Genomic DNA, 16,600 nt, shown 5'->3' on the forward strand with positions numbered 1-16,600 from the left:
CGCCCACCGCTACAAGGCCCCGGCCACCGTTCGACGGGCTTGGCTCGAGGCAGATAATATCCACCCCGGACTCACTGGCTAATTGGCTACAAGATCCGTACGCAGGTCAACGCGCCTAACAGTTAATTCGAGCCAAATCCGCTGCGCGGGCCGACTTGATTCCAGATTTGGACACGTATGAAGATTCGCAGTGGTCGGCCCAAGAAATGGAAGATTGCGGCGGCTGAGTCGGCGCTGGCCAATGGAGACGCTGCAACAGCTTTGTCCCATCTCGCGAGGAGTTGTTTTGGTGCGGCGTACGACACCGGGCATCTGGAGCTCCTGGGCCGTGCACTCGCCATGGATGGGCAGACCGAGAATGCAGGACGGTTCTTTTTTGTTTCCGGCGCTAGAAATCCGGAGTATTTGGCTGCGATAGCGCTATTTCTTCATCGTCATCACAATCCAACCAGTCACTATCGACTTTTGTCGCAACTTCCCATGCGCATGCGTTCCATCAGCCATATAGATCACTTCCCATCCGCTGTCTCAAATGAGCTCAGGCTACTCGGATGGCCTGACTGCATCGCAAGGCCAGTGAAAGATGCCTAGCATTTCACTGAGGCCGACATCTCTTCGCGGCCCAGCCCAACTCCGGAGCCAAGCCACTCAACATGCCCATCTATCTCCTCGAATTTTTCTTCGACCCCGGTAGTGGCGCCTGCCTCTGGTCGGGAAATGACGCCACCAAGGATAAGTGGGGGTGCTGTGTCGAAGCGCACCTTCTCCCTTTGCCGGAGAATACATGGCGTTTCGCCCACCACCTGTGCAGTTGGTATGACACAGGCATTGACTGGACCTATCCGCCTGACCCATCGCCATGGGAGGCGGCGGAGCGGGACCGATTCAATGTCGCGGCGCAGCGATTCCTGGAGATGCTGCGCGTTCAACTCGGCCCCGACTTCGAAGTGATTGATCGCTCAGCTACTTCGGCCGCAACCTGACGGCCAATCCAAGTCGACTCCGCTTCGCGGCGGCCCGATTACGGTGTTACAGGCGGTAGATGGTTCGCTCTACACTATTGGTCATTGTTTTCTTTCGCTTCCTTTTTTGGAGCTGACATGCCGCCTGAAGTAAAAAAGCTGCAAGACGCCATAGAGTCCATTCCCGGAATTACCGATGCGAGAATAGGCAAGGCGGATCTGAGTGACATTCCGGAAAGTGATTTCAGCCTTCCTCCCTACGGGGACCTTCCCCTCGGCTCGCTAAGGCGTACCAAGGGCGGATTGGCCAGCGAGCTTGTTGTATCGGCAAATTTCGGTATCACCCGAGACAGCAAAGGCCTCAATGCACTTGAGTTCATCTCGTGGTGGGTACGCGACGCGGCGCGTGGTGGCGAGCCGATGCAGATCAGGAGCCTCGCTCTTCCGCCCATCGGAGATCAGTTTGGTACAACGCTTCGGTTCACCATCGACTACTTCCATGCGGATCCAGAAGAAGATGTCGGCAAACTGCTCTCCAGGATCGGGAAGCTTGCTGATGATCTCAACAGCTCAAAGCATTCATACCCCGATGCAGTTGCCCCCTGAAAGACTAGTCAAGCCGACGCCGCCATGCGGCGCGGTGCAGTTCCGGAGTCGGAGTTCACCCTGATGGAATTTCTTGTTCAGTGCGATTGCTGTGATTACTTCAGCATCCCGGGCGGCCACGATTACGAGATTTGCCCGGTCTGCTTCTGGGAGCAGGATGCCTTTGGCGTTTCAGACCCTGATGCATCTTCGTGCGCAAATCACGGACTCTCACTTCACGAAGGGCGCAAGAACTTCATCGCGTTCGGCGCTTGCGCTGCCAGCTTTACAAACAAGGTGGTTTCTGTGTCTGCACGTAGGGCATATCATCATGTGGCGCGCCTCATCCAGCGTTGACAGCCATTCAAGTCGGACCTGCTCCACGAGTGGAGAGTTCACGCCCACTGGCTCAGGATCCCAGCCTCGCCGGCCGCTCCAGTCGCAGCCACTGCGCCGAGAAAATCGGCTGCGGAGTAAGCCCCATGAATGAGATCATCCGCCGTCTGGATCGTACGTCCATCAACGCACTGAGGTCCCTGCTTGGCTTCAGGATCCAGACGCTATTGAGTGACAGCGCCGACATCACGTTCGGCAGCTCTGCCATCGAAGTCATGTCTGTATCAGTACAGCTTGGCCTGAGAAATTTCCTCATCCTTCAAAGCGCCTGGGGAGATACGCCAAAGGAATGGTTGAACTACCATTGTCTCAGCGCACGATTGTCCGAAGCACCGCGGGGCATCACGTACAAATCGAATCCGCAAGCGAACGAGACCAGCTACTGCAGAGACCATCTGGAATTCCATCTCGGTGCAGCGGCCTCGATTGCGAGCATCGATGTCCTGGAAGCCCGCGAGATAGGTGATATGGAGTCGGTCACCTAGGATGCAGGCGTTCTTATCACACGCGTAGATGGCATGAGGCTCTGCGTCGTACGTGCGGAATCCAACATTGGGGCCTTGCGTATTGTCCATGACCCGCGTGAACTCGAGGAAGTGACGGATGGCTTGCGCGTGGGGATACGATTTGCAGCCAACGATTCCGTCAAGCCGACCGTGCTTCATGGCGCGACCTGATCCTGGCCTTTGACTTCCCGCGACCCGCAGGCAAGATGAGCGCGTCACCTGATCATGCACTCAAGCCACGTCCGTTTCGTGGCTCACCCCAACTCTGCCCTCCCCCCGGACCGCGCGAACAAGGCCATGCAGAACTTCACACCGTGGTTCCCGATCGAACACGTTCCGGTCTTTCTGGCAGGCGTATTTGTCGTTCAGCATTTGGCCGGTGCAATGACCCTCATCTGCGATGGCGACTTTGGAGACGGCAAGCTGCTGGTGCTTCGCTTCGAGCGGTTTGAAGCCGTCAGCATCCATGAGGAATTTGCGCATCCGTGGCCTGGTGAGTCTGGAGATCGATTGCTCCCGAAGTCGCCAGGAACGTCGTGGACGTTTCCATTTCTGAAGGTTGAGAATTCACTCTGGGCAGCAAACTCCGTGCAGGCGATCACCTTCGCTGATACCCCGCACCACTACTGCATCATTTCCGGCAGTGATATCGTGGATGTGCTTTCCCTCGAACCGCCGCAGGTGACGTGGACCACCTCTGCGGAGGCAAGCTTCGTCATGGACGCGATTGGGAGGCTCGGCGCAGTTTGAGAGTCGTCCAACCCGGCCAACGCTTCGTGACTGCGGATCGCCCCGGACATCATGCCCCCAAGGAACGGTACTTGAATGGCCATCACGCAGGAACAAGTGCTCGCATTCGCTGTCCATGAGATCCGGCTTCTACTCGCCCATCATCTTGGCTCTGGAGACAGCCAGGATCCGGCGGTCAAAGCCGCTGCCCATCTGTCATATGCGCTGCACAACCAAGCCGCCACTGTCCTGGAAGGCGGCAGGTTTGATCCGCAGCAAGCCACGCGGGCTCTGGCCGCAGTAGATCAGATGCTGGCAAGCAATTTTGAGGCAAGGCTCACTCAGGCTGTACGCGATCAGGCATAACGGTATGCTCTGGTTTGCGCCGGTAAGCAACACTGAGTGATTCAGGACTATGCTTGCACCCATCAATTCACTACACACAGTCGACGTCGCCATCGACTGATCTGCAAACCAAGCGGCTAAGGAAGGTCGTCATGATGTTCATGATTGGACAAGGGGAGCGAATCGTCCCTCTGGGCTCTCCAGAGCAGAAGTATTGTCCGGGCTGTGACCAGACAACAGACTTCCAGACGCAGCTCAGATACAGGTTCGGCGAGTTTGATCTGCTTTTTGGCTTTGTCTACGCCAAGCGCTACCAGCTTGCCTGCACCCGCTGCAATCACGGCTGGATCCTGGATAGGAAAGCCGTTGAGCGGACGTACGGTGAAGGGCCCATTCCTGCTCGTCTCCGTTTCGGATTCGTGATTCTTCTCGGTGCGGTTGCAGCGCTGGGGGCGGCCGCTTATGTCATCACGACTTCCGCGTAACCGTTCGTCGGGACCTGCATCCAAGATGTCTCAGGCATGTCCAAGTGCAAGCAACATCGTTGGCATCACCAGCAACGCCGCCTGTTGTTGCGCATGTCCTCTCTAGAGAGCTCTTTCAACACGTTGCTGCCTCGACCGGCAGCCTGATCAAGGACATCTACCACGATGACAAACAAGCGCGAACTCGGCCTCGGCACCCGCCTCGTTGGCTGGCTTTGGCTGCTCACAGCCCTGGTCATGCTGGCGATACTGCTGAAAGCGGGTTCTGGGTCAAAGCCAATCCAGTGGGTTCATGCCAGCTTTGTCTTTCTAACAGGCGTCGCGGGAATTGCTGCAGGCATCGCTACCGGACGTGGTCGCAGCTGGGGCGCGCGTGTACTGCTGTTCCTTTCCTGGACCGGCGTGATCTATTTCGTCGCTTGGGGTTTGGCTGGGGCATTCCTCTCTGCCCTATCCCGCCTCCATCCGCTGATAGGCGTTGCTCCGCTGATCCTCATGGGCTTGCCGGCATACCTGTTTGCCGGCTTTGTGGTCACGCTCAGTCTGGGACCGCAGGCGGGCGCGCGGTCTGGCGGACGCTTGTCCAGCCCGGGCTGATGGCTTCTCAGGATGTGCAACCCCTACACTGGATGCTGAAGCCCGGCAATTCTGGATGCGTTGCCGGCGCCGGTTGATGAGCTTTCTGGCCTGGTTACGGTTGCACGACCAAAGCAGACACAGCTTCGCGTAACAGCACAACTCACTACACGGGCGACGCATCACGGCTACTGGATTGGTGCCGGATATATCTTCAAGCGCTTCCAGGTGGCCAACCGGCCAGATGCCTGACAGTCCTTCCACGTAGAAGCCGTTTCGCGGCTCGGCTCGACTCAGACGTTGGATCACGGAGGCCAGATGGGCAGTACCCACAGATTCATAGCGGATCCCAACGAACCCTCCGAAGTGCTGGGGTGGTTCCGCGCACTAGGGCGAGCCCCTGTGGAGACTCCCTCTGAGCGGGGTGCGATCCTGTCTTTCCCTGACTATGGGCCGACTTCCTATCGCGCGGACGGATCCATTGACCCATTGGCGTCCCCGGTTGTCACCGTCTTTCTCCCACGGATTAGGCGTGGTCAGCTGTGGACCGTTGGGGAGGTGCACTTTCTGCCGACACCACTCCGACAACGGTTTCCTGAGCTGCACAGGGTGAACTCGGCATTTGGCAAGTGGTTAAGCCGCCTGGAGTGTGTCCATTCAAACACGAGATCCGACGGTCTCTACAACTACTATCTTGAAGGATCAGTGCGGAACCATGATTCACCTGTGTTCGCATTCGCGTCGGGGATGGCCGCCCTCCGCAATGGTCGCTATTTCATCGCAGATGACGATTCCGACGGCAGGCTCGATGCCCTGTGCAAGGCGCTGCGGCTGCGGGGTGTCGAATGTTCCGCGGACTGAGAATTCACCCAAGCCAACGCCGCTTCACGGCACGGCACAAACCAGGCGTCAACCATCATGTCCCATCGCCCTGTGCAGATCGTTGATTCAAGACCGCCGACACCAGAGCAGATCGAGTTCCTGAACACGGCGGGCATGATCGGCTTCGGAATCACCGTCATTGCGTTCATATGCGTCGTGATAGCCGCTTCGCTGGTTGCGGCCAAAACAAAATTGCCCGGCCGCTTTGGTGTGCTCTCAAGTATCTTGTTACTGTTCACATGGTGGATCTTCGAGCAAGTGACTGCAGTAGCGCACCACGCAGGCACCGGTTCAAACGCGACGTCCTCATTGCGGCAACACCCTGCTGGCCCGTCCAAAGCCAGTTGGCTGACTTGCCGCACACATCAGGTGAAAAACACCCATGACCGCAGAAGTACGCAAGATCCCCCTGGATATCGCCCATATCGTGCTGGAGACCTTCGACATTGGCCCAGACTCACGCAAGTACCAGCGATGGCGAACGGATGATGGATTCGAAGCGAGTGACCTTGAGTCCGTACTGTCTGAAAGCCCCTTCATATTCGCGGTGGACTGGCGGGGATGGCTGCAGGAAGCCGTCGAGGACATGGCCGTTCAACTCGGTCGCCTGGACCTGGACCTCCACCATGATCTTGGCGAAGACGGGGACGAAGGACAGATATCCGTACTCGGCCGCTCAGCGCGTATCCGGTATAGCATCGAGCAGGACGATCAGTTCCCGGACGTTGTCGCCGCTGTGAACGATCTGATCTCCACCAAAGTCCACTACCGGATGTTTCGCTCATCCATCGACAGCGATGGATGGTGGTTTGGCGTATTACCAAACAGCAAATGGCATGAACTTGATGTGGCGGCTGCCAGCGCCGTAGAACTGATGTTTGTCCAGGTATCGCCACTCGGCGATTCGATCGGCCCCAACTAGCCTGGTGACCGCGTCCTGCGGTTCAACCCGACGCGTCGGGGTATCGAAACGGCGATGCGCTTGGTCGTCCTTTCCGTTTCATTCTCGCCGGCTGCCGGCGTCTCGCTTCGCAGATCAAAGCCACTTTCAGACTCCGACCTTGCAGAGGTGCAAGCTGCTGGGATGCCCATTCTGCCGCACGGTTCTACGGACATTGGGCATCTATGCGGGGCTCCCGGAAGAATGGAGAGGTGCTGGGCCCTGTTGGCTTGCACGTCGATCCCATCAAGTGGTGCAAAGAAGCGACCGAACCAGAAACCTTCGCTATCGCTGAGGCTCGTCCGCTTGTCTCATGGATTACTTTCGGTGATCACGAAGATTCCAAGGGTGTAGAGTTTTCCGAGTGGGGTGGAAGGCGATAGTTCGGGGGGCTGCATTCACAGGCCATGATTGGTCAGTTGCGATGGGCCCGTCTTCCAACGAACCCGTCAGCCGTGCAGGACGTTGGTCAACCCAGGATTGATAAGCCAGCTGGCGTGATTCAGGATAGCCGCATGACCGACCCCCAGCGTATCGAGCACCATCTGGCAACCCGGTTTGGTTTCGACCAATACCAGGCTTGGCGCCATGCAACAGAGAACCGCACAGAGATCTCAAACAGTATTCGATGTGCATGCTTCTTCTGCTTCGCCGACTTCGCCCCTGACGCAATCATTCGTTGGATGGACGGCGGGCAGACCGCGTGCTGCCCAGCCTGCGGTACCGGCAACACAGTTATCGGCTCTGCCTCCGGATTGCCAATGGATCAGGAGTTTCTTGAGCTTGTCCACGCCCATTGGTTCCAGGCTGCTCCCTGATCATTCATTCCAGCCGCACCGGCCTGCGGGATGGCGTCACCTGGAGATCCCGTCCATGAAAGAGACCACCCAACGATCTGGACGGCAGGCACAGGGTACGGTGGCACTGCTGCCAGGTCGCAACCTCCATCTGGCCCAGAATCGAGACAGCGCCTGCCAGCTAGGACACGATGCCGGTACGTCTCACCAGCGAGCTCACAATCCTGGATGCCAACCCGTCCACCCTCAGAACATCTGATGAACAATCTTTGTCACGCAATCATTGGCGCGGCATGCTTCCTCGAGCAATCGAGTGAAGCCCTGGTCGACCCTGATGCAGCCATTGCTGCATTGGAAGAGATGGCCGCAGCCCTGCAGGCCGCTACGCTTCCAGAGAAAGCTGCATTCATCACCACCTGCCAGTCCGAGGCCATTCGTCTGCGCGCGGCTGGTGCGTTGCACCCCAGTACCTTTGTTGCCGAGCTACCTTCCACCATGGGCCTTTCCATGGTGCCGTGACCATCCTCGCCATATCTTTCGCGGGCGCCTGCAACGGTGACTTCAGGTGCCGCCGACTGCAAAGGCGATTCAAGGGAATCCTCCAATGCGCGATCAACACATGGGTGCGTGTCTATGCGGAGCCAACCAGTTTGAAGTTGAAGGTGCGTTCGAGAGCTTCTACCTATGCCACTGCACGCATTGCCAGAAGGACTCCGGCGCTGCGCACACCGCCAACCTGTTCTCGTCATCGACAACACTGGTTTGGCGTTCCGGGGAGGGACAGCGGACCACCTACACACTACCCGGAACAAGGCATACCCGATCTTTCTGCGCCGCCTGCGGATCTGCCCTTCCCTATACGCTGGACGGCCTGCTCGTTGTTCCTGCAGGTGCCTTGACGACGGACGTTGATATCGCGCCGAGCGCGCATATCTTCGTCGCCAGCAAGGCCGGATGGGAGCGGAGGCCAGCCGGGACCCCGAGCTTCGATGGCTTCCCGATGTAAGGCTCACCTTGTAATCTGCCGGTCCGATGCTGCGGCACGGTTCAACCCACCTCCAACGCACTACAGTGATCGATGATTTCCGCCGAAGATGCAAGATCCACGGTTCTACGTCGCTGCGAGGACAGCGCGCCAGGGGAACGGTTCGCCATCCAGTCCTGTGATCTTTCCCCACGCGGGGATTACTGGGTGGTGTGCTGCAACAGCGAGGACTATGTCGTCCACGGGATGCTCGATCGTTGTTATGTAGGTGTATCCGCGCACCTGGTCAGCGTGGCGTCCGGCGACGTCGAGACGGTTGGCAGCGCGCAATCCTGGATGGAGTACCTGCAGGACAAATACGATCTTTCGACCGCGGCTGGCGCGCACTATGTGATCGAACCGACCTTTGACAGGACGGACAAAGCGGCGCTGATCAACCTCCGGCAAAAGCTGTCCTGCTCGATACCGGACGCAATTGCCATGCTCGCACCTGGGCGACGGCATTGGTTGACCGGCAATCGCCGCCTGCTACAGCGAACGCAGGAGATCCTTCGGGACAAGGGGATCGACACGGTTGTCGTTCTGCACCCAACGCCGCTGGCCGCGGCAACCATCGACGAGCGATCCTGGTACTGGGACGCGGTTGCATCGTTGTTGCGCCCCTGACCGGATGCTTGAACCGGGATCGGCGCCTGGATGCGGCGAAACCGATGCTACGACCAGGTGGAAAACAATGGACGAGTCATTTGCAACAGAACTGGAGAAAATCCCCTGGTTCAATGACTGCGGGCAACCCCTCATCGCGCCCCTGCCATTCGACGCAGAACAGGTATCAGGCTGGCCACAGGCGATGGATCTGTGCAGCAGCCAGGCCTGGGAGGATGCGACGATTGATGCAAGGAATCGATTGACGGAGTTCCTGCACAGGCACCATCGCGACGCGTATCAGCGCTGGAATGGAATCGCTGTTTCCGCCAAGGAGTGCGTTGTTTCGCGGTTGTGCGAGACCTCATGGCGCGCTTTCGCTGACAGGATGGGACTCGGCAAGAGCCTGCTGGACGCAGCAAGCTGGGACGTCATCGCTGCGGTGATGGAACATGAGTACCGGAGCTGCAAGGGGCGTCCAGATTTCTTCCTGCAGCTCCTGCAAGTGTACCGGGCGGGGCATTTTCCCTGCGGGTGGCAGGGACGTTGGCCAGGCGGAAGGCTATTGGTGTGGTAGTTCGCACACCTGTCGATCATTGCGGGCGAGGTGGTCGCCGGACAGTCGTGTCGTTGCTTGCAGATTGCCGAGGCGCGATTTCGTCGAACTGACACAGGCTCCATGGGCTGGACGCCATGCCGCGCATGCGTGAACATGCCCAGCAACCCGTCATCCAGCATGGCTGGGTGCGGCTGATGGGTCGATCCGGCCCGCAGGTTGATGGTCATCCAGGGGTATTCGTGCAAGGTCCAGGCAAGGAAGTCGGCAATCGGATCATCAAGGTCAATAACGCCGGTGAACATGGCGCGGTGAACATCTACGCCGGCCAGATCTTGATGGCCCGGCTTACCGCGCCGGCGATGCTTGCGCAGCTGGCGGAGTTCCGCTCCCACGAGCAAGGACACCGGGCGATCTTCGCTGCCGAACTCCAGCGACGCGGCGTCGGCCGCTGCCGCAGTTATTGGCTCTGCGGCGCGGGAGGTTTTGCGCTGGGCGTGGTAACCGGCCTGCTGGGTACTGCTGCCATAGCCGCCACCACCGCAGCCGTTGAAGCGGTGGTGCTCAGGCACCTGGAGCAACAGCTGTCCGTGCTTGAGGGCCGGGACCCGTCCGCCATCGCGGTCATTTCGTCCATTGTCGCGGAGGAGCAGCAGCACCATGACCAATCACTTGACCACATCGGGCCTGGCGCCTTCTGGCCCAGGTTGCTTACCCCGATAGTGTCTGTGTCGACCGAAGCCGTCATATGGGCGGGCATGCGATTGTGAGCGGGGCCGCTGCGTTTCGGCGACACGCCCTTACGACGACACGCCACGTTGGGTGCCGACCGCATGATGGATGAGATCCGCGAAGAACTGAACTGCCTCGCCATGGCGTTCTGGTGCGGAGCCGGCAATCCCGATGAGCTGGCACGCTGGGCGGACGCTGTCGTACTGGCTACGGATGAGCTCCACCCCCTCATCTGGGAACTGTATCCCCTCCCCGCGCCAGACCTGGCCGAGGGTCTCCTGCTGACGATGGCTGCAGACCTCAATGGCTTCCGGCCGGCATCCGTCGAGGCGGAACCTGTTGCTGCGGAGGTTCTACGCCGATCACTGAATGCCTTCACTGCCAGGGACATATCCGTCCAGGCATTGTGCAGATTGGTTGACCGGCTCGATATCCTGTTCAACGTGGAAATGGCCAGCGTCCCACGGCCACAACGGCTGGTCGCCGACGGCCAAGGGTGGCTTGGGGATCTCTATAGCTGCTGTGATTGGTGCGATGACAGCTGGACACACGAAACGTCCGCGCACTTGCACGATGAGGCGGTACGCCTATCCCGCTTGCTGGGCAGCAAGTAGTTACAGCCTGGCGGGAGGCGCTGTTCGCGTTTGTCCCGTCGGATTCCGTGGAACCGCTATAGCTACAACTGGACACATGGCTGGAACAGATTCTCGCCATCGATCCGATGCGGTTCGAGAACGCATATCAAGGAATGCGACCCAATCCTGCGATGCCAGTCCTGCGCTTGCTGGTGTTGCTACATAGCACGCAGGACCCGTTTGGCCGCGGAAAATTTCTGGAGCTTCTCGGCGAGCCGGGTGATCGCTCAATCATCCCTGTGATATCCGCAGAGCAGGATCATCCCGACCAGCATGTTCGCGAAGGAGCCAGATATGCGCTGTCGGCCTTGGATCAGGAGATAATCTGGCAGCGTTGGTAGGCACCAACGATAGTCAGCCGACAGTGCATTCGGGTCGAACCCGCTGCCCCCCCCCGCCCAGCTTCAACAGAAGGAACTCAGGAAGTGATCGCTATCGTCCAACAGTCGTGGTGCTGGACCGGGCTGGATGCTGAGCAGATCGTCGGGGAGAATGACTTCGGCAACCTGATGATCAAGGACCGGAACGGATGCTACTGGCGCCTTTGCCCCGAGGACCTGTACTGCGAGGCTGTCGCCGGAACCCGCGAAGCACTCGATCAACTGTCGCGCGATGCTGAGTTCGTTGAGGACTGGCAGATGCAGGGCCTGGTTGACGAGGCGCGTGAGCGCCTTGGCGCGTTGCCACCCGACTACAAGTACTGCCTCAAGATTCCCGGCGTGCTTGGCGGCGAGTACGGTGGCGACAATCTCGCCATGATGTCGCTGGCTGAGCTCATTGCCGCCTCCGGCCATCTCGCGCGGGAAATTTCGGGCCTGGAAGATGGCACCCGCCTCAGGATCGCTGCTGCTGACTAGCCTTCAACGCATTCGCGGAGCCAACCGGGAACAGGGGTAGGCTCGGCGCACGCACAGGTGCATGACATGAATCAAAGCGAGTTGGTGTCGAAGCTGATCAGGCCCTTCTGCGAACTGGAAGCCACGGTTTCGCCGAAAGATGTGGTCATGGCCGCGTTGACGTGGCCCAGCCAGGGCTGGATGGTGGAAGCGCTGGACTGGCTCGACCAAGGGGGGTTGATCGATGATGAGATTGCACGCTCCCTTGAATGGGTGGCCGGGAGAAAACACTACCTGCAGAGCACACGGCATAGGGCTTTCGCCTTGGCCAAAAGATGGCGCCGAGCACAAGCATGCGAACAACCCTTCGCACGTCAATCCGGGCAGAGCGCTGCCCAGCAGACGCCATGAACAAGCTATCCGCCCGCATGCACAGGTCACGCCATGCGCGCGCACCGCATCCCGTACTATTCGTTGATGAAACCCCGTTGCACGAATGGATAAAGGGAGTCGTCTGTGGCGCCGATGGCGTGGACAGCACAGACGGTCTCGTCCCGGCACAAGGGTGGTTGCAGGACGAGGGCGACGGCGAGCATGCATGGAAGCTACTGAGCCCACGAGAAGATCATTCTTCAACGATAGTCCCCATGCTGGTCTGCCCAGACGACATGGACATGAGCTGCACCGTGGCGGTGGTTGAGCAGATGGCTGGTGGTCAGAACATCCGCTGGGTGAGGACCGGCCGCGCGCTTGATGTTGTCAACGGCATCGTCACCTCCGTGGCATGGACAGCCCCAAGCCAGACTGCGGTGTTCAGCAGGGAAGAATTTGGCAACGCGGTCGCTGAGCTCAGAAGGCTGACAGATGAGGTTTGGAAGTGAACACGCAGATGCATCGGAAAACCGATCCGGGTCTTCAGCCATGAAAGTGCGCCTGCTGGACCTACCCGACTCGGTCTGTACTACCGAGTCGACCTCCATCACCCGTGTCGTACACGACATGAAGACCTGCACGATCTTCCTCGTATCACACCCCTCCGGGCATCAAATAGAGATTTCCTTCGCGGGGGTGATTGGGGTGAAGATTCTTGATGAACGGGATTTCTCGATGTTCTGGCGCGCCAATATCGAGAAGTATGAGGAACTGGATGGGGCGCTGGTTGCCCTGGTGCAATCAGGTGGATGGCGCGAGGAAGGGGAGATATCCGGCTCGTACGTCCCAACAGGCTTCTATGGCGAAGTATTTGAATACTTCGTCAGCGGTGACTATGAGTGCGTCAATGTTCTTTGCACGCAGCCACCAAGCTTTGGTGTGCGGTATGCATAAACATTCAGGCCCGTCACTTGTTTCCCGTGCCGCTCGGCTCCTGCGTCGATTGATATCCCACCGCGCTGACTTGCAGCGACCAGAGCCAGAACCGCAACCAGTGCTCGCTGGCTTGCAATGCGATTCGGCCAATGACCGCATCAACTGGGTGGCCGCGGCAGTTGCCGACCCGGATGCGTTCCGCGACCGCGCATGTATCGCAGCCAACGAACTTGGGCCGACGAAAATCGAGCATCTTGCGACGCTGTTCCATGCGGAGCACTCCCCTCCTGCCGAGTACGCCATGCAGTTCCAAGGACTTGGCGGCTGGATGACGGCCCGGCAGTTCGCCATCTTCGAGATCTTCTACAACTTCGGCGGCGACGCCATTCCCCTCCTGCAACGCGTTGCATACGGCGAGTACGACTGGACACAAGGGAATGCAATCGAGATCCTGTGCCGCCTGGCTGCTGACGGCATGCAAGCTGAGCAGATAGTTGCCGGCCTTGCCGCGCACCTGCCGGCAATGCGCGAGGAAGCGCACTACTATGCGCTGGGCCCACTACTGAGCTACGCGCAGTCAAACCAGGCGTTGATGGAGGTGTTGTCGCAACTCCTCAGCGTCCCGGAGTTCAAGCAAAGTCATGATCATCTGGTTTCCTCGCAGAGCGCGGCCTTATGAGCCCTGCGCCAGAATCCGCTTTCCCTCTGCGCGGCCGGCGGCATGGGCCGCGGCGATCATCATGCGGTCACGATACGCGCGCCTCGATCGACCCTTCCGTGTTCCCGGACTCGCACTCATGAGAAGCCTGCATATCCTTTCCTTCGTGTTGTTTGGAACTGCACTCTGCCTTTACATCGCTTCGTCGACGATGAGCAGCCTGGTACTTGGCGGCGTTGCAATCTGTATCGAAGCAATTGCATGGGTCGCCTCGTGGAAGGACGGGGGCACCCATGCTGCCAATCTGCGCAGCCCCAGCACCCTCCCACCCAAGCCGGTCCATGACCGCACATCCGTCGATCCAGGAGACTCCGCATGAAGCGCGTAACCGGCATTGGTGGCATCTTCTTCAAGTCGAGCGATCCCAGGGCGCTTTCCGCCTGGTACCGCCAGCACCTCGGCCTGGAGGTAAGCGATTGGGGCGGCGCGGTCTTTCAATGGGGCGGTGCCGATAGCCCGGCAGGTGCCACGCTCTGGAGTCCGTTTGCAGCCGATACCCACTACATGGCGCCATCCAGCGCGTCTTTCATGATCAATTTCCGGGTCGACGATCTGGACGCCCTCCTGCTCGCCCTGCGCGCGGAAGGCTGTGATGTCGTGGGTGAGCCGCAGCACTCCGAGCAGGGGAAGTTCGGCTGGGTAATGGACCCGGAAGGCAACAAGGTCGAGCTGTGGGAGCCGCCCGCGGGTCAGTAGGATGCACGCAACACCCCTTCCACACCTGACTCGCCAGCGGATCGCGACGTGCAACTTGCGATCCGCCCCATTCGGGACGTCAGCTTTTTGCGCAACCGTCCTGCATCGTCACTGGACGGCATCCAGTGCTGGTGTGCGCTGGAACACCTGTTATGCCCGGCATCGCAGCGGCGAGCAATCGTAGCACGCTTACATGCCGCACCGGCGCCACCTCATGCCCAGTTGTAACAAGGTGATCCACCGAAACTCTCGTATTCTCTCGCCTCCAAAACAGCGGCGCGCTCGGCGACGTGTTCGCGTCGGCAAGCGATAGCCGGCAACGCAACGTCTGCTCGCCGTGTTGCATCAGCTAGTCGCTTCCATCTGGCAGGCCACAGGAGAGTTCCATGCATGACGGGCACCGCTCCCGAAAAACCGGGTGCGCTGACTTTTGCCATCTCGATACGCGACAGAAGTGCGAAGCGGCAGTACGACGATATGAACTGACGTTGCTGCAGCTTATTCCCGAAGAGCTCGGCGGCAGCTGCGATGCCGACAATCTGGTGTTTGTGCCGCTATGGGTTGCGGACCAGAAACACAGGATAGACACCACTACCGTATTACCGATGATGCGCCTCGGAAAGCTCAACCGTTACTCGGCCAGGCCCATCTATCGCGGAAGGAGCTTTGTTCCCGCCGAAATCGCAATCCATGCACATGATCCAGCCGGCTTCGCCACCACCATAGAGATCTGGTAACCACACCCGCACAGGCACGTGCGGCATCAGCACTACAACTACGACAGACAAGGATGTAAGCATGGGTTGGGACATCAGCTATCACCCGATAGCGCACGACGAGGTTCGTTCGATCTACTTTGCTGGCCTGGAAGACCCACTTTTCCATCGTTCATTGGCGCAGCGCTTCGGCGTTGATGCCTTCTACACCGAGCAGCTACGCCTGCGCTTCGACGAAGCGCGCAAGATCGACCATGGCGTTTCATTTGCCAGGGGCCATGCCTACTACGTTGCGGTCATCCTTGGCTTCCTGCGGCAACACCATTACATCCGCGGCGGTGCATTCTCCTTCCTGTTGAAGGATGGGTTGATGGCCGGCTACGCGGGTGACTGGAAGCAGCTGGTTCCCGATCAATTTCAGCCTATGCATTTCGACAATCAGCTGACCCAGAACTACTGCGGCGGTGTCTATCTGCCACATGAAAACCTGAAGCGGCTGCGCGGCGACTATCACCGCGACCCACGGGTGCGCGCGCGGATGGACGATGTGTTCTCACACGGACGGCTGCGCATCTTCTGGCAGGCCCTGGATGCGGCCATCAGTGCCGGCATGGGCCTGGTCGAAGCGGCGGAGGTGGTTGAACCCAGTCCATTCAACCTCAAGGAGAGCCGCAGCATGTCCAACCTTTACAACTGTCATCCCGACGGCGCCCTGCTGTATGCCGAGGCCGCTGCACAGCAACTTGGCGAAGCCATTCGGGAGAATCGCGACAGGTTGCCCGTCAAGGAACCCGGCCTGCTGTCGCGGCTGTTGGGCAGATAGCTTCCGCGCGGTGACGCTCTCGACAAGGATGTGGGAGTGTCACCGCACCTGAAGGACAGGCGTCCACGCCCATGCTGCCGGCGCTATCACCGGCGACCGCACTCATCCCAGCTGGCGCCACTGCCCGGGCTGAAGCTCATCCAGGGCATACGGCCCCATCACTGCCCGCACCAGTCGCAGCGTCGGCAGGCCAACCGCAGCCGTCATGCGCCGGACCTGGCGGTTGCGACCTTCGCGCAAGGTGATTGCCAACCAGCTGTCCGGCACGGTCTTGCGGAAGCGCACGGGTGGGTCGCGCTCCCATAGCGGCGGGGCGGTGGCCAGCTGTTCAACCCGCGCCGGCAGGGTCGGCCCATCGTTGAGCTGCACGCCATCACGCAGCGCCTGCAGCTTTTCATCCGTAGGGGTACCTTCGACCTGCACCCAATAGGTCTTGGCTTGTTTGTGCCGCGGGTCAGTCAGCCGATGGGCAAGATTGCCATCATCGGTGAGCAGCAACAGGCCTTCGCTGTCGTAGTCCAGACGACCGGCCGCGTACACGTTCGGCGGCAGCCCAAAGCCTGCGAGCGTGGCACGCGGCGGCTGGCTGCGGTCAGTGAACTGGCACAGCACGTTGAACGGTTTATTGAAGGCGATGAGCATTGCGACAGGTTTCTGCGAGGGGACTGGAGAGTTGCCACGCGCCGCAGATGCAGGCGGGACACCGCATGCCTGCAGAGCGCGGCCGCGTGCTGGTGCACGGCGGCC

Annotated in this window: 27 protein-coding genes; 25 read left to right on the forward strand and 2 right to left on the reverse strand. The window is 59.5% G+C overall.

The annotated features are described in order from the left end of the window. The first annotated feature begins 177 nt into the window (after positions 1-177). The 9 genes from AC1VXC_RS14150 to AC1VXC_RS14190 all read left to right on the forward strand — a co-directional run bounded on the left by AC1VXC_RS14150 (position 178) and on the right by AC1VXC_RS14190 (position 4,605). Positions 178-591 (forward strand): hypothetical protein, encoded by a 414-nt coding sequence (locus AC1VXC_RS14150; protein WP_313173194.1) that lies wholly within the window; start codon positions 178-180, stop codon positions 589-591. A gap of 62 nt (positions 592-653) precedes the next feature. Then, entirely contained in the window at positions 654-983 is a 330-nt protein-coding gene (locus AC1VXC_RS14155; protein WP_313173195.1) for a hypothetical protein, read from the forward strand. Between the two features lie 117 nt (positions 984-1,100). After that, entirely contained in the window at positions 1,101-1,568 is a 468-nt protein-coding gene (locus AC1VXC_RS14160) for a hypothetical protein (protein ID WP_313494226.1), read from the forward strand. 63 nt (positions 1,569-1,631) lie between these two features. After that, positions 1,632-1,904, forward strand: a complete 273-nt coding sequence (locus AC1VXC_RS14165) for a CPCC family cysteine-rich protein (protein ID WP_481539328.1) — start codon at positions 1,632-1,634, stop codon at positions 1,902-1,904. A gap of 125 nt (positions 1,905-2,029) precedes the next feature. Further along, positions 2,030-2,428, forward strand: coding sequence for a hypothetical protein (locus AC1VXC_RS14170; RefSeq protein ID WP_481539327.1), 399 nt, complete (start codon positions 2,030-2,032; stop codon positions 2,426-2,428). A 318-nt stretch (positions 2,429-2,746) separates the two neighbouring features. Beyond that, complete coding sequence (locus AC1VXC_RS14175; RefSeq protein ID WP_313173199.1) at positions 2,747-3,199, forward strand: hypothetical protein; 453 nt, start codon at positions 2,747-2,749, stop codon at positions 3,197-3,199. A 75-nt stretch (positions 3,200-3,274) separates the two neighbouring features. After that, positions 3,275-3,544 carry a hypothetical protein gene (locus tag AC1VXC_RS14180; protein WP_313173200.1) on the forward strand — a complete coding sequence of 90 codons (270 nt, stop codon included), beginning with the start codon at positions 3,275-3,277 and terminating at the stop codon, positions 3,542-3,544. A 131-nt stretch (positions 3,545-3,675) separates the two neighbouring features. Further along, entirely contained in the window at positions 3,676-4,008 is a 333-nt protein-coding gene (locus tag AC1VXC_RS14185) for a hypothetical protein (protein ID WP_481539326.1), read from the forward strand. Positions 4,009-4,173: 165 nt separating this feature from the next. Then, positions 4,174-4,605: a hypothetical protein gene (locus AC1VXC_RS14190; RefSeq protein ID WP_481539325.1), complete on the forward strand. Its 432-nt coding sequence runs from the start codon at positions 4,174-4,176 to the stop codon at positions 4,603-4,605. Positions 4,606-5,354: 749 nt separating this feature from the next. Here AC1VXC_RS14190 and AC1VXC_RS14195 read toward each other — a convergent pair. Continuing rightward, a complete protein-coding gene (locus AC1VXC_RS14195; protein ID WP_481539324.1) occupies positions 5,355-5,705 on the reverse strand; it encodes a hypothetical protein in 351 nt (116 codons plus the stop codon). Between the two features lie 143 nt (positions 5,706-5,848). Here AC1VXC_RS14195 and AC1VXC_RS14200 point away from each other — a divergent pair, with 143 nt between their 5' ends. The 16 genes from AC1VXC_RS14200 (at position 5,849) to AC1VXC_RS14275 (ending at position 15,853) form a co-directional block, all read left to right on the forward strand. Continuing rightward, the gene (locus AC1VXC_RS14200) at positions 5,849-6,388 is read left to right on the forward strand and encodes a hypothetical protein (protein ID WP_481539323.1); all 540 of its coding nucleotides are present in this window, start codon (positions 5,849-5,851) and stop codon (positions 6,386-6,388) included. 533 nt (positions 6,389-6,921) lie between these two features. Further along, the gene (locus AC1VXC_RS14205; protein ID WP_481539322.1) at positions 6,922-7,224 is read left to right on the forward strand and encodes a hypothetical protein; all 303 of its coding nucleotides are present in this window, start codon (positions 6,922-6,924) and stop codon (positions 7,222-7,224) included. Positions 7,225-7,431: 207 nt separating this feature from the next. Next, positions 7,432-7,722 (forward strand): hypothetical protein, encoded by a 291-nt coding sequence (locus tag AC1VXC_RS14210; RefSeq protein ID WP_482995057.1) that lies wholly within the window; start codon positions 7,432-7,434, stop codon positions 7,720-7,722. Between the two features lie 85 nt (positions 7,723-7,807). Beyond that, on the forward strand, positions 7,808-8,209 hold the full coding sequence (locus AC1VXC_RS14215) for a GFA family protein (protein ID WP_481539320.1): 402 nt from the start codon (positions 7,808-7,810) through the stop codon (positions 8,207-8,209). A gap of 72 nt (positions 8,210-8,281) precedes the next feature. Continuing rightward, positions 8,282-8,854 carry a hypothetical protein gene (locus AC1VXC_RS14220; RefSeq protein WP_481539319.1) on the forward strand — a complete coding sequence of 191 codons (573 nt, stop codon included), beginning with the start codon at positions 8,282-8,284 and terminating at the stop codon, positions 8,852-8,854. Positions 8,855-8,921: 67 nt separating this feature from the next. Then, positions 8,922-9,410, forward strand: a complete 489-nt coding sequence (locus AC1VXC_RS14225; RefSeq protein WP_481539318.1) for a hypothetical protein — start codon at positions 8,922-8,924, stop codon at positions 9,408-9,410. Between the two features lie 125 nt (positions 9,411-9,535). Then, entirely contained in the window at positions 9,536-10,159 is a 624-nt protein-coding gene (locus AC1VXC_RS14230) for a demethoxyubiquinone hydroxylase family protein (RefSeq protein ID WP_481539317.1), read from the forward strand. A gap of 63 nt (positions 10,160-10,222) precedes the next feature. Continuing rightward, a complete protein-coding gene (locus AC1VXC_RS14235) occupies positions 10,223-10,735 on the forward strand; it encodes a hypothetical protein (protein WP_481539316.1) in 513 nt (170 codons plus the stop codon). A gap of 446 nt (positions 10,736-11,181) precedes the next feature. Next, positions 11,182-11,613 (forward strand): T6SS immunity protein Tdi1 domain-containing protein, encoded by a 432-nt coding sequence (locus AC1VXC_RS14240; protein WP_481539315.1) that lies wholly within the window; start codon positions 11,182-11,184, stop codon positions 11,611-11,613. Positions 11,614-11,679: 66 nt separating this feature from the next. Then, positions 11,680-12,003 (forward strand): hypothetical protein, encoded by a 324-nt coding sequence (locus AC1VXC_RS14245; protein WP_481539314.1) that lies wholly within the window; start codon positions 11,680-11,682, stop codon positions 12,001-12,003. Further along, on the forward strand, positions 12,000-12,473 hold the full coding sequence (locus AC1VXC_RS14250; protein WP_481539313.1) for a hypothetical protein: 474 nt from the start codon (positions 12,000-12,002) through the stop codon (positions 12,471-12,473). The genes AC1VXC_RS14245 and AC1VXC_RS14250 overlap by 4 nt, the downstream gene beginning before the upstream one ends. 40 nt (positions 12,474-12,513) lie before the next feature. After that, on the forward strand, positions 12,514-12,918 hold the full coding sequence (locus AC1VXC_RS14255; RefSeq protein ID WP_481526874.1) for a hypothetical protein: 405 nt from the start codon (positions 12,514-12,516) through the stop codon (positions 12,916-12,918). After that, positions 12,872-13,579, forward strand: a complete 708-nt coding sequence (locus AC1VXC_RS14260; protein ID WP_481539312.1) for a hypothetical protein — start codon at positions 12,872-12,874, stop codon at positions 13,577-13,579. The genes AC1VXC_RS14255 and AC1VXC_RS14260 overlap by 47 nt, the downstream gene beginning before the upstream one ends. Positions 13,580-13,933: 354 nt before the next feature. Beyond that, positions 13,934-14,314 carry a VOC family protein gene (locus AC1VXC_RS14265; protein WP_481539311.1) on the forward strand — a complete coding sequence of 127 codons (381 nt, stop codon included), beginning with the start codon at positions 13,934-13,936 and terminating at the stop codon, positions 14,312-14,314. Between the two features lie 386 nt (positions 14,315-14,700). Beyond that, on the forward strand, positions 14,701-15,051 hold the full coding sequence (locus AC1VXC_RS14270; RefSeq protein WP_313173219.1) for a hypothetical protein: 351 nt from the start codon (positions 14,701-14,703) through the stop codon (positions 15,049-15,051). Between the two features lie 61 nt (positions 15,052-15,112). After that, a complete protein-coding gene (locus AC1VXC_RS14275) occupies positions 15,113-15,853 on the forward strand; it encodes a hypothetical protein (protein ID WP_313173220.1) in 741 nt (246 codons plus the stop codon). 102 nt (positions 15,854-15,955) lie between these two features. Here AC1VXC_RS14275 and AC1VXC_RS14280 read toward each other — a convergent pair whose 3' ends face one another. Beyond that, positions 15,956-16,495, reverse strand: a complete 540-nt coding sequence (locus tag AC1VXC_RS14280) for a pseudouridine synthase (protein WP_313173221.1) — start codon at positions 16,493-16,495, stop codon at positions 15,956-15,958. Positions 16,496-16,600: the final 105 nt, after the last annotated feature.

It is taken from the genome of Stenotrophomonas sp. STEN033 (assembly GCF_056856655.1).

Excerpts from the sequence above, each read along its gene's own strand:
- AC1VXC_RS14150 (WP_313173194.1), top strand. The coding sequence starts at position 178 with ATGAAGATTCGCAGTGGTCGGCCCAAGAAATGGAAGATTGCGGCGGCT.
- AC1VXC_RS14155 (WP_313173195.1), top strand. The coding sequence starts at position 654 with ATGCCCATCTATCTCCTCGAATTTTTCTTCGACCCCGGTAGTGGCGCC.
- AC1VXC_RS14160 (WP_313494226.1), top strand. The coding sequence starts at position 1,101 with ATGCCGCCTGAAGTAAAAAAGCTGCAAGACGCCATAGAGTCCATTCCC.
- AC1VXC_RS14165 (WP_481539328.1), top strand. The coding sequence starts at position 1,632 with ATGGAATTTCTTGTTCAGTGCGATTGCTGTGATTACTTCAGCATCCCG.
- AC1VXC_RS14170 (WP_481539327.1), top strand. The coding sequence starts at position 2,030 with ATGAATGAGATCATCCGCCGTCTGGATCGTACGTCCATCAACGCACTG.
- AC1VXC_RS14175 (WP_313173199.1), top strand. The coding sequence starts at position 2,747 with ATGCAGAACTTCACACCGTGGTTCCCGATCGAACACGTTCCGGTCTTT.
- AC1VXC_RS14180 (WP_313173200.1), top strand. The coding sequence starts at position 3,275 with ATGGCCATCACGCAGGAACAAGTGCTCGCATTCGCTGTCCATGAGATC.
- AC1VXC_RS14185 (WP_481539326.1), top strand. The coding sequence starts at position 3,676 with ATGATGTTCATGATTGGACAAGGGGAGCGAATCGTCCCTCTGGGCTCT.
- AC1VXC_RS14190 (WP_481539325.1), top strand. The coding sequence starts at position 4,174 with ATGACAAACAAGCGCGAACTCGGCCTCGGCACCCGCCTCGTTGGCTGG.
- AC1VXC_RS14200 (WP_481539323.1), top strand. The coding sequence starts at position 5,849 with ATGACCGCAGAAGTACGCAAGATCCCCCTGGATATCGCCCATATCGTG.
- AC1VXC_RS14205 (WP_481539322.1), top strand. The coding sequence starts at position 6,922 with ATGACCGACCCCCAGCGTATCGAGCACCATCTGGCAACCCGGTTTGGT.
- AC1VXC_RS14210 (WP_482995057.1), top strand. The coding sequence starts at position 7,432 with ATGCCAACCCGTCCACCCTCAGAACATCTGATGAACAATCTTTGTCAC.
- AC1VXC_RS14215 (WP_481539320.1), top strand. The coding sequence starts at position 7,808 with ATGCGCGATCAACACATGGGTGCGTGTCTATGCGGAGCCAACCAGTTT.
- AC1VXC_RS14220 (WP_481539319.1), top strand. The coding sequence starts at position 8,282 with ATGATTTCCGCCGAAGATGCAAGATCCACGGTTCTACGTCGCTGCGAG.
- AC1VXC_RS14225 (WP_481539318.1), top strand. The coding sequence starts at position 8,922 with ATGGACGAGTCATTTGCAACAGAACTGGAGAAAATCCCCTGGTTCAAT.
- AC1VXC_RS14230 (WP_481539317.1), top strand. The coding sequence starts at position 9,536 with ATGCGTGAACATGCCCAGCAACCCGTCATCCAGCATGGCTGGGTGCGG.
- AC1VXC_RS14235 (WP_481539316.1), top strand. The coding sequence starts at position 10,223 with ATGATGGATGAGATCCGCGAAGAACTGAACTGCCTCGCCATGGCGTTC.
- AC1VXC_RS14245 (WP_481539314.1), top strand. The coding sequence starts at position 11,680 with ATGAATCAAAGCGAGTTGGTGTCGAAGCTGATCAGGCCCTTCTGCGAA.
- AC1VXC_RS14250 (WP_481539313.1), top strand. The coding sequence starts at position 12,000 with ATGAACAAGCTATCCGCCCGCATGCACAGGTCACGCCATGCGCGCGCA.
- AC1VXC_RS14255 (WP_481526874.1), top strand. The coding sequence starts at position 12,514 with ATGAAAGTGCGCCTGCTGGACCTACCCGACTCGGTCTGTACTACCGAG.
- AC1VXC_RS14260 (WP_481539312.1), top strand. The coding sequence starts at position 12,872 with ATGTTCTTTGCACGCAGCCACCAAGCTTTGGTGTGCGGTATGCATAAA.
- AC1VXC_RS14265 (WP_481539311.1), top strand. The coding sequence starts at position 13,934 with ATGAAGCGCGTAACCGGCATTGGTGGCATCTTCTTCAAGTCGAGCGAT.
- AC1VXC_RS14270 (WP_313173219.1), top strand. The coding sequence starts at position 14,701 with ATGCATGACGGGCACCGCTCCCGAAAAACCGGGTGCGCTGACTTTTGC.
- AC1VXC_RS14275 (WP_313173220.1), top strand. The coding sequence starts at position 15,113 with ATGGGTTGGGACATCAGCTATCACCCGATAGCGCACGACGAGGTTCGT.
- AC1VXC_RS14280 (WP_313173221.1), bottom strand. The coding sequence starts at position 16,495 with ATGCTCATCGCCTTCAATAAACCGTTCAACGTGCTGTGCCAGTTCACT.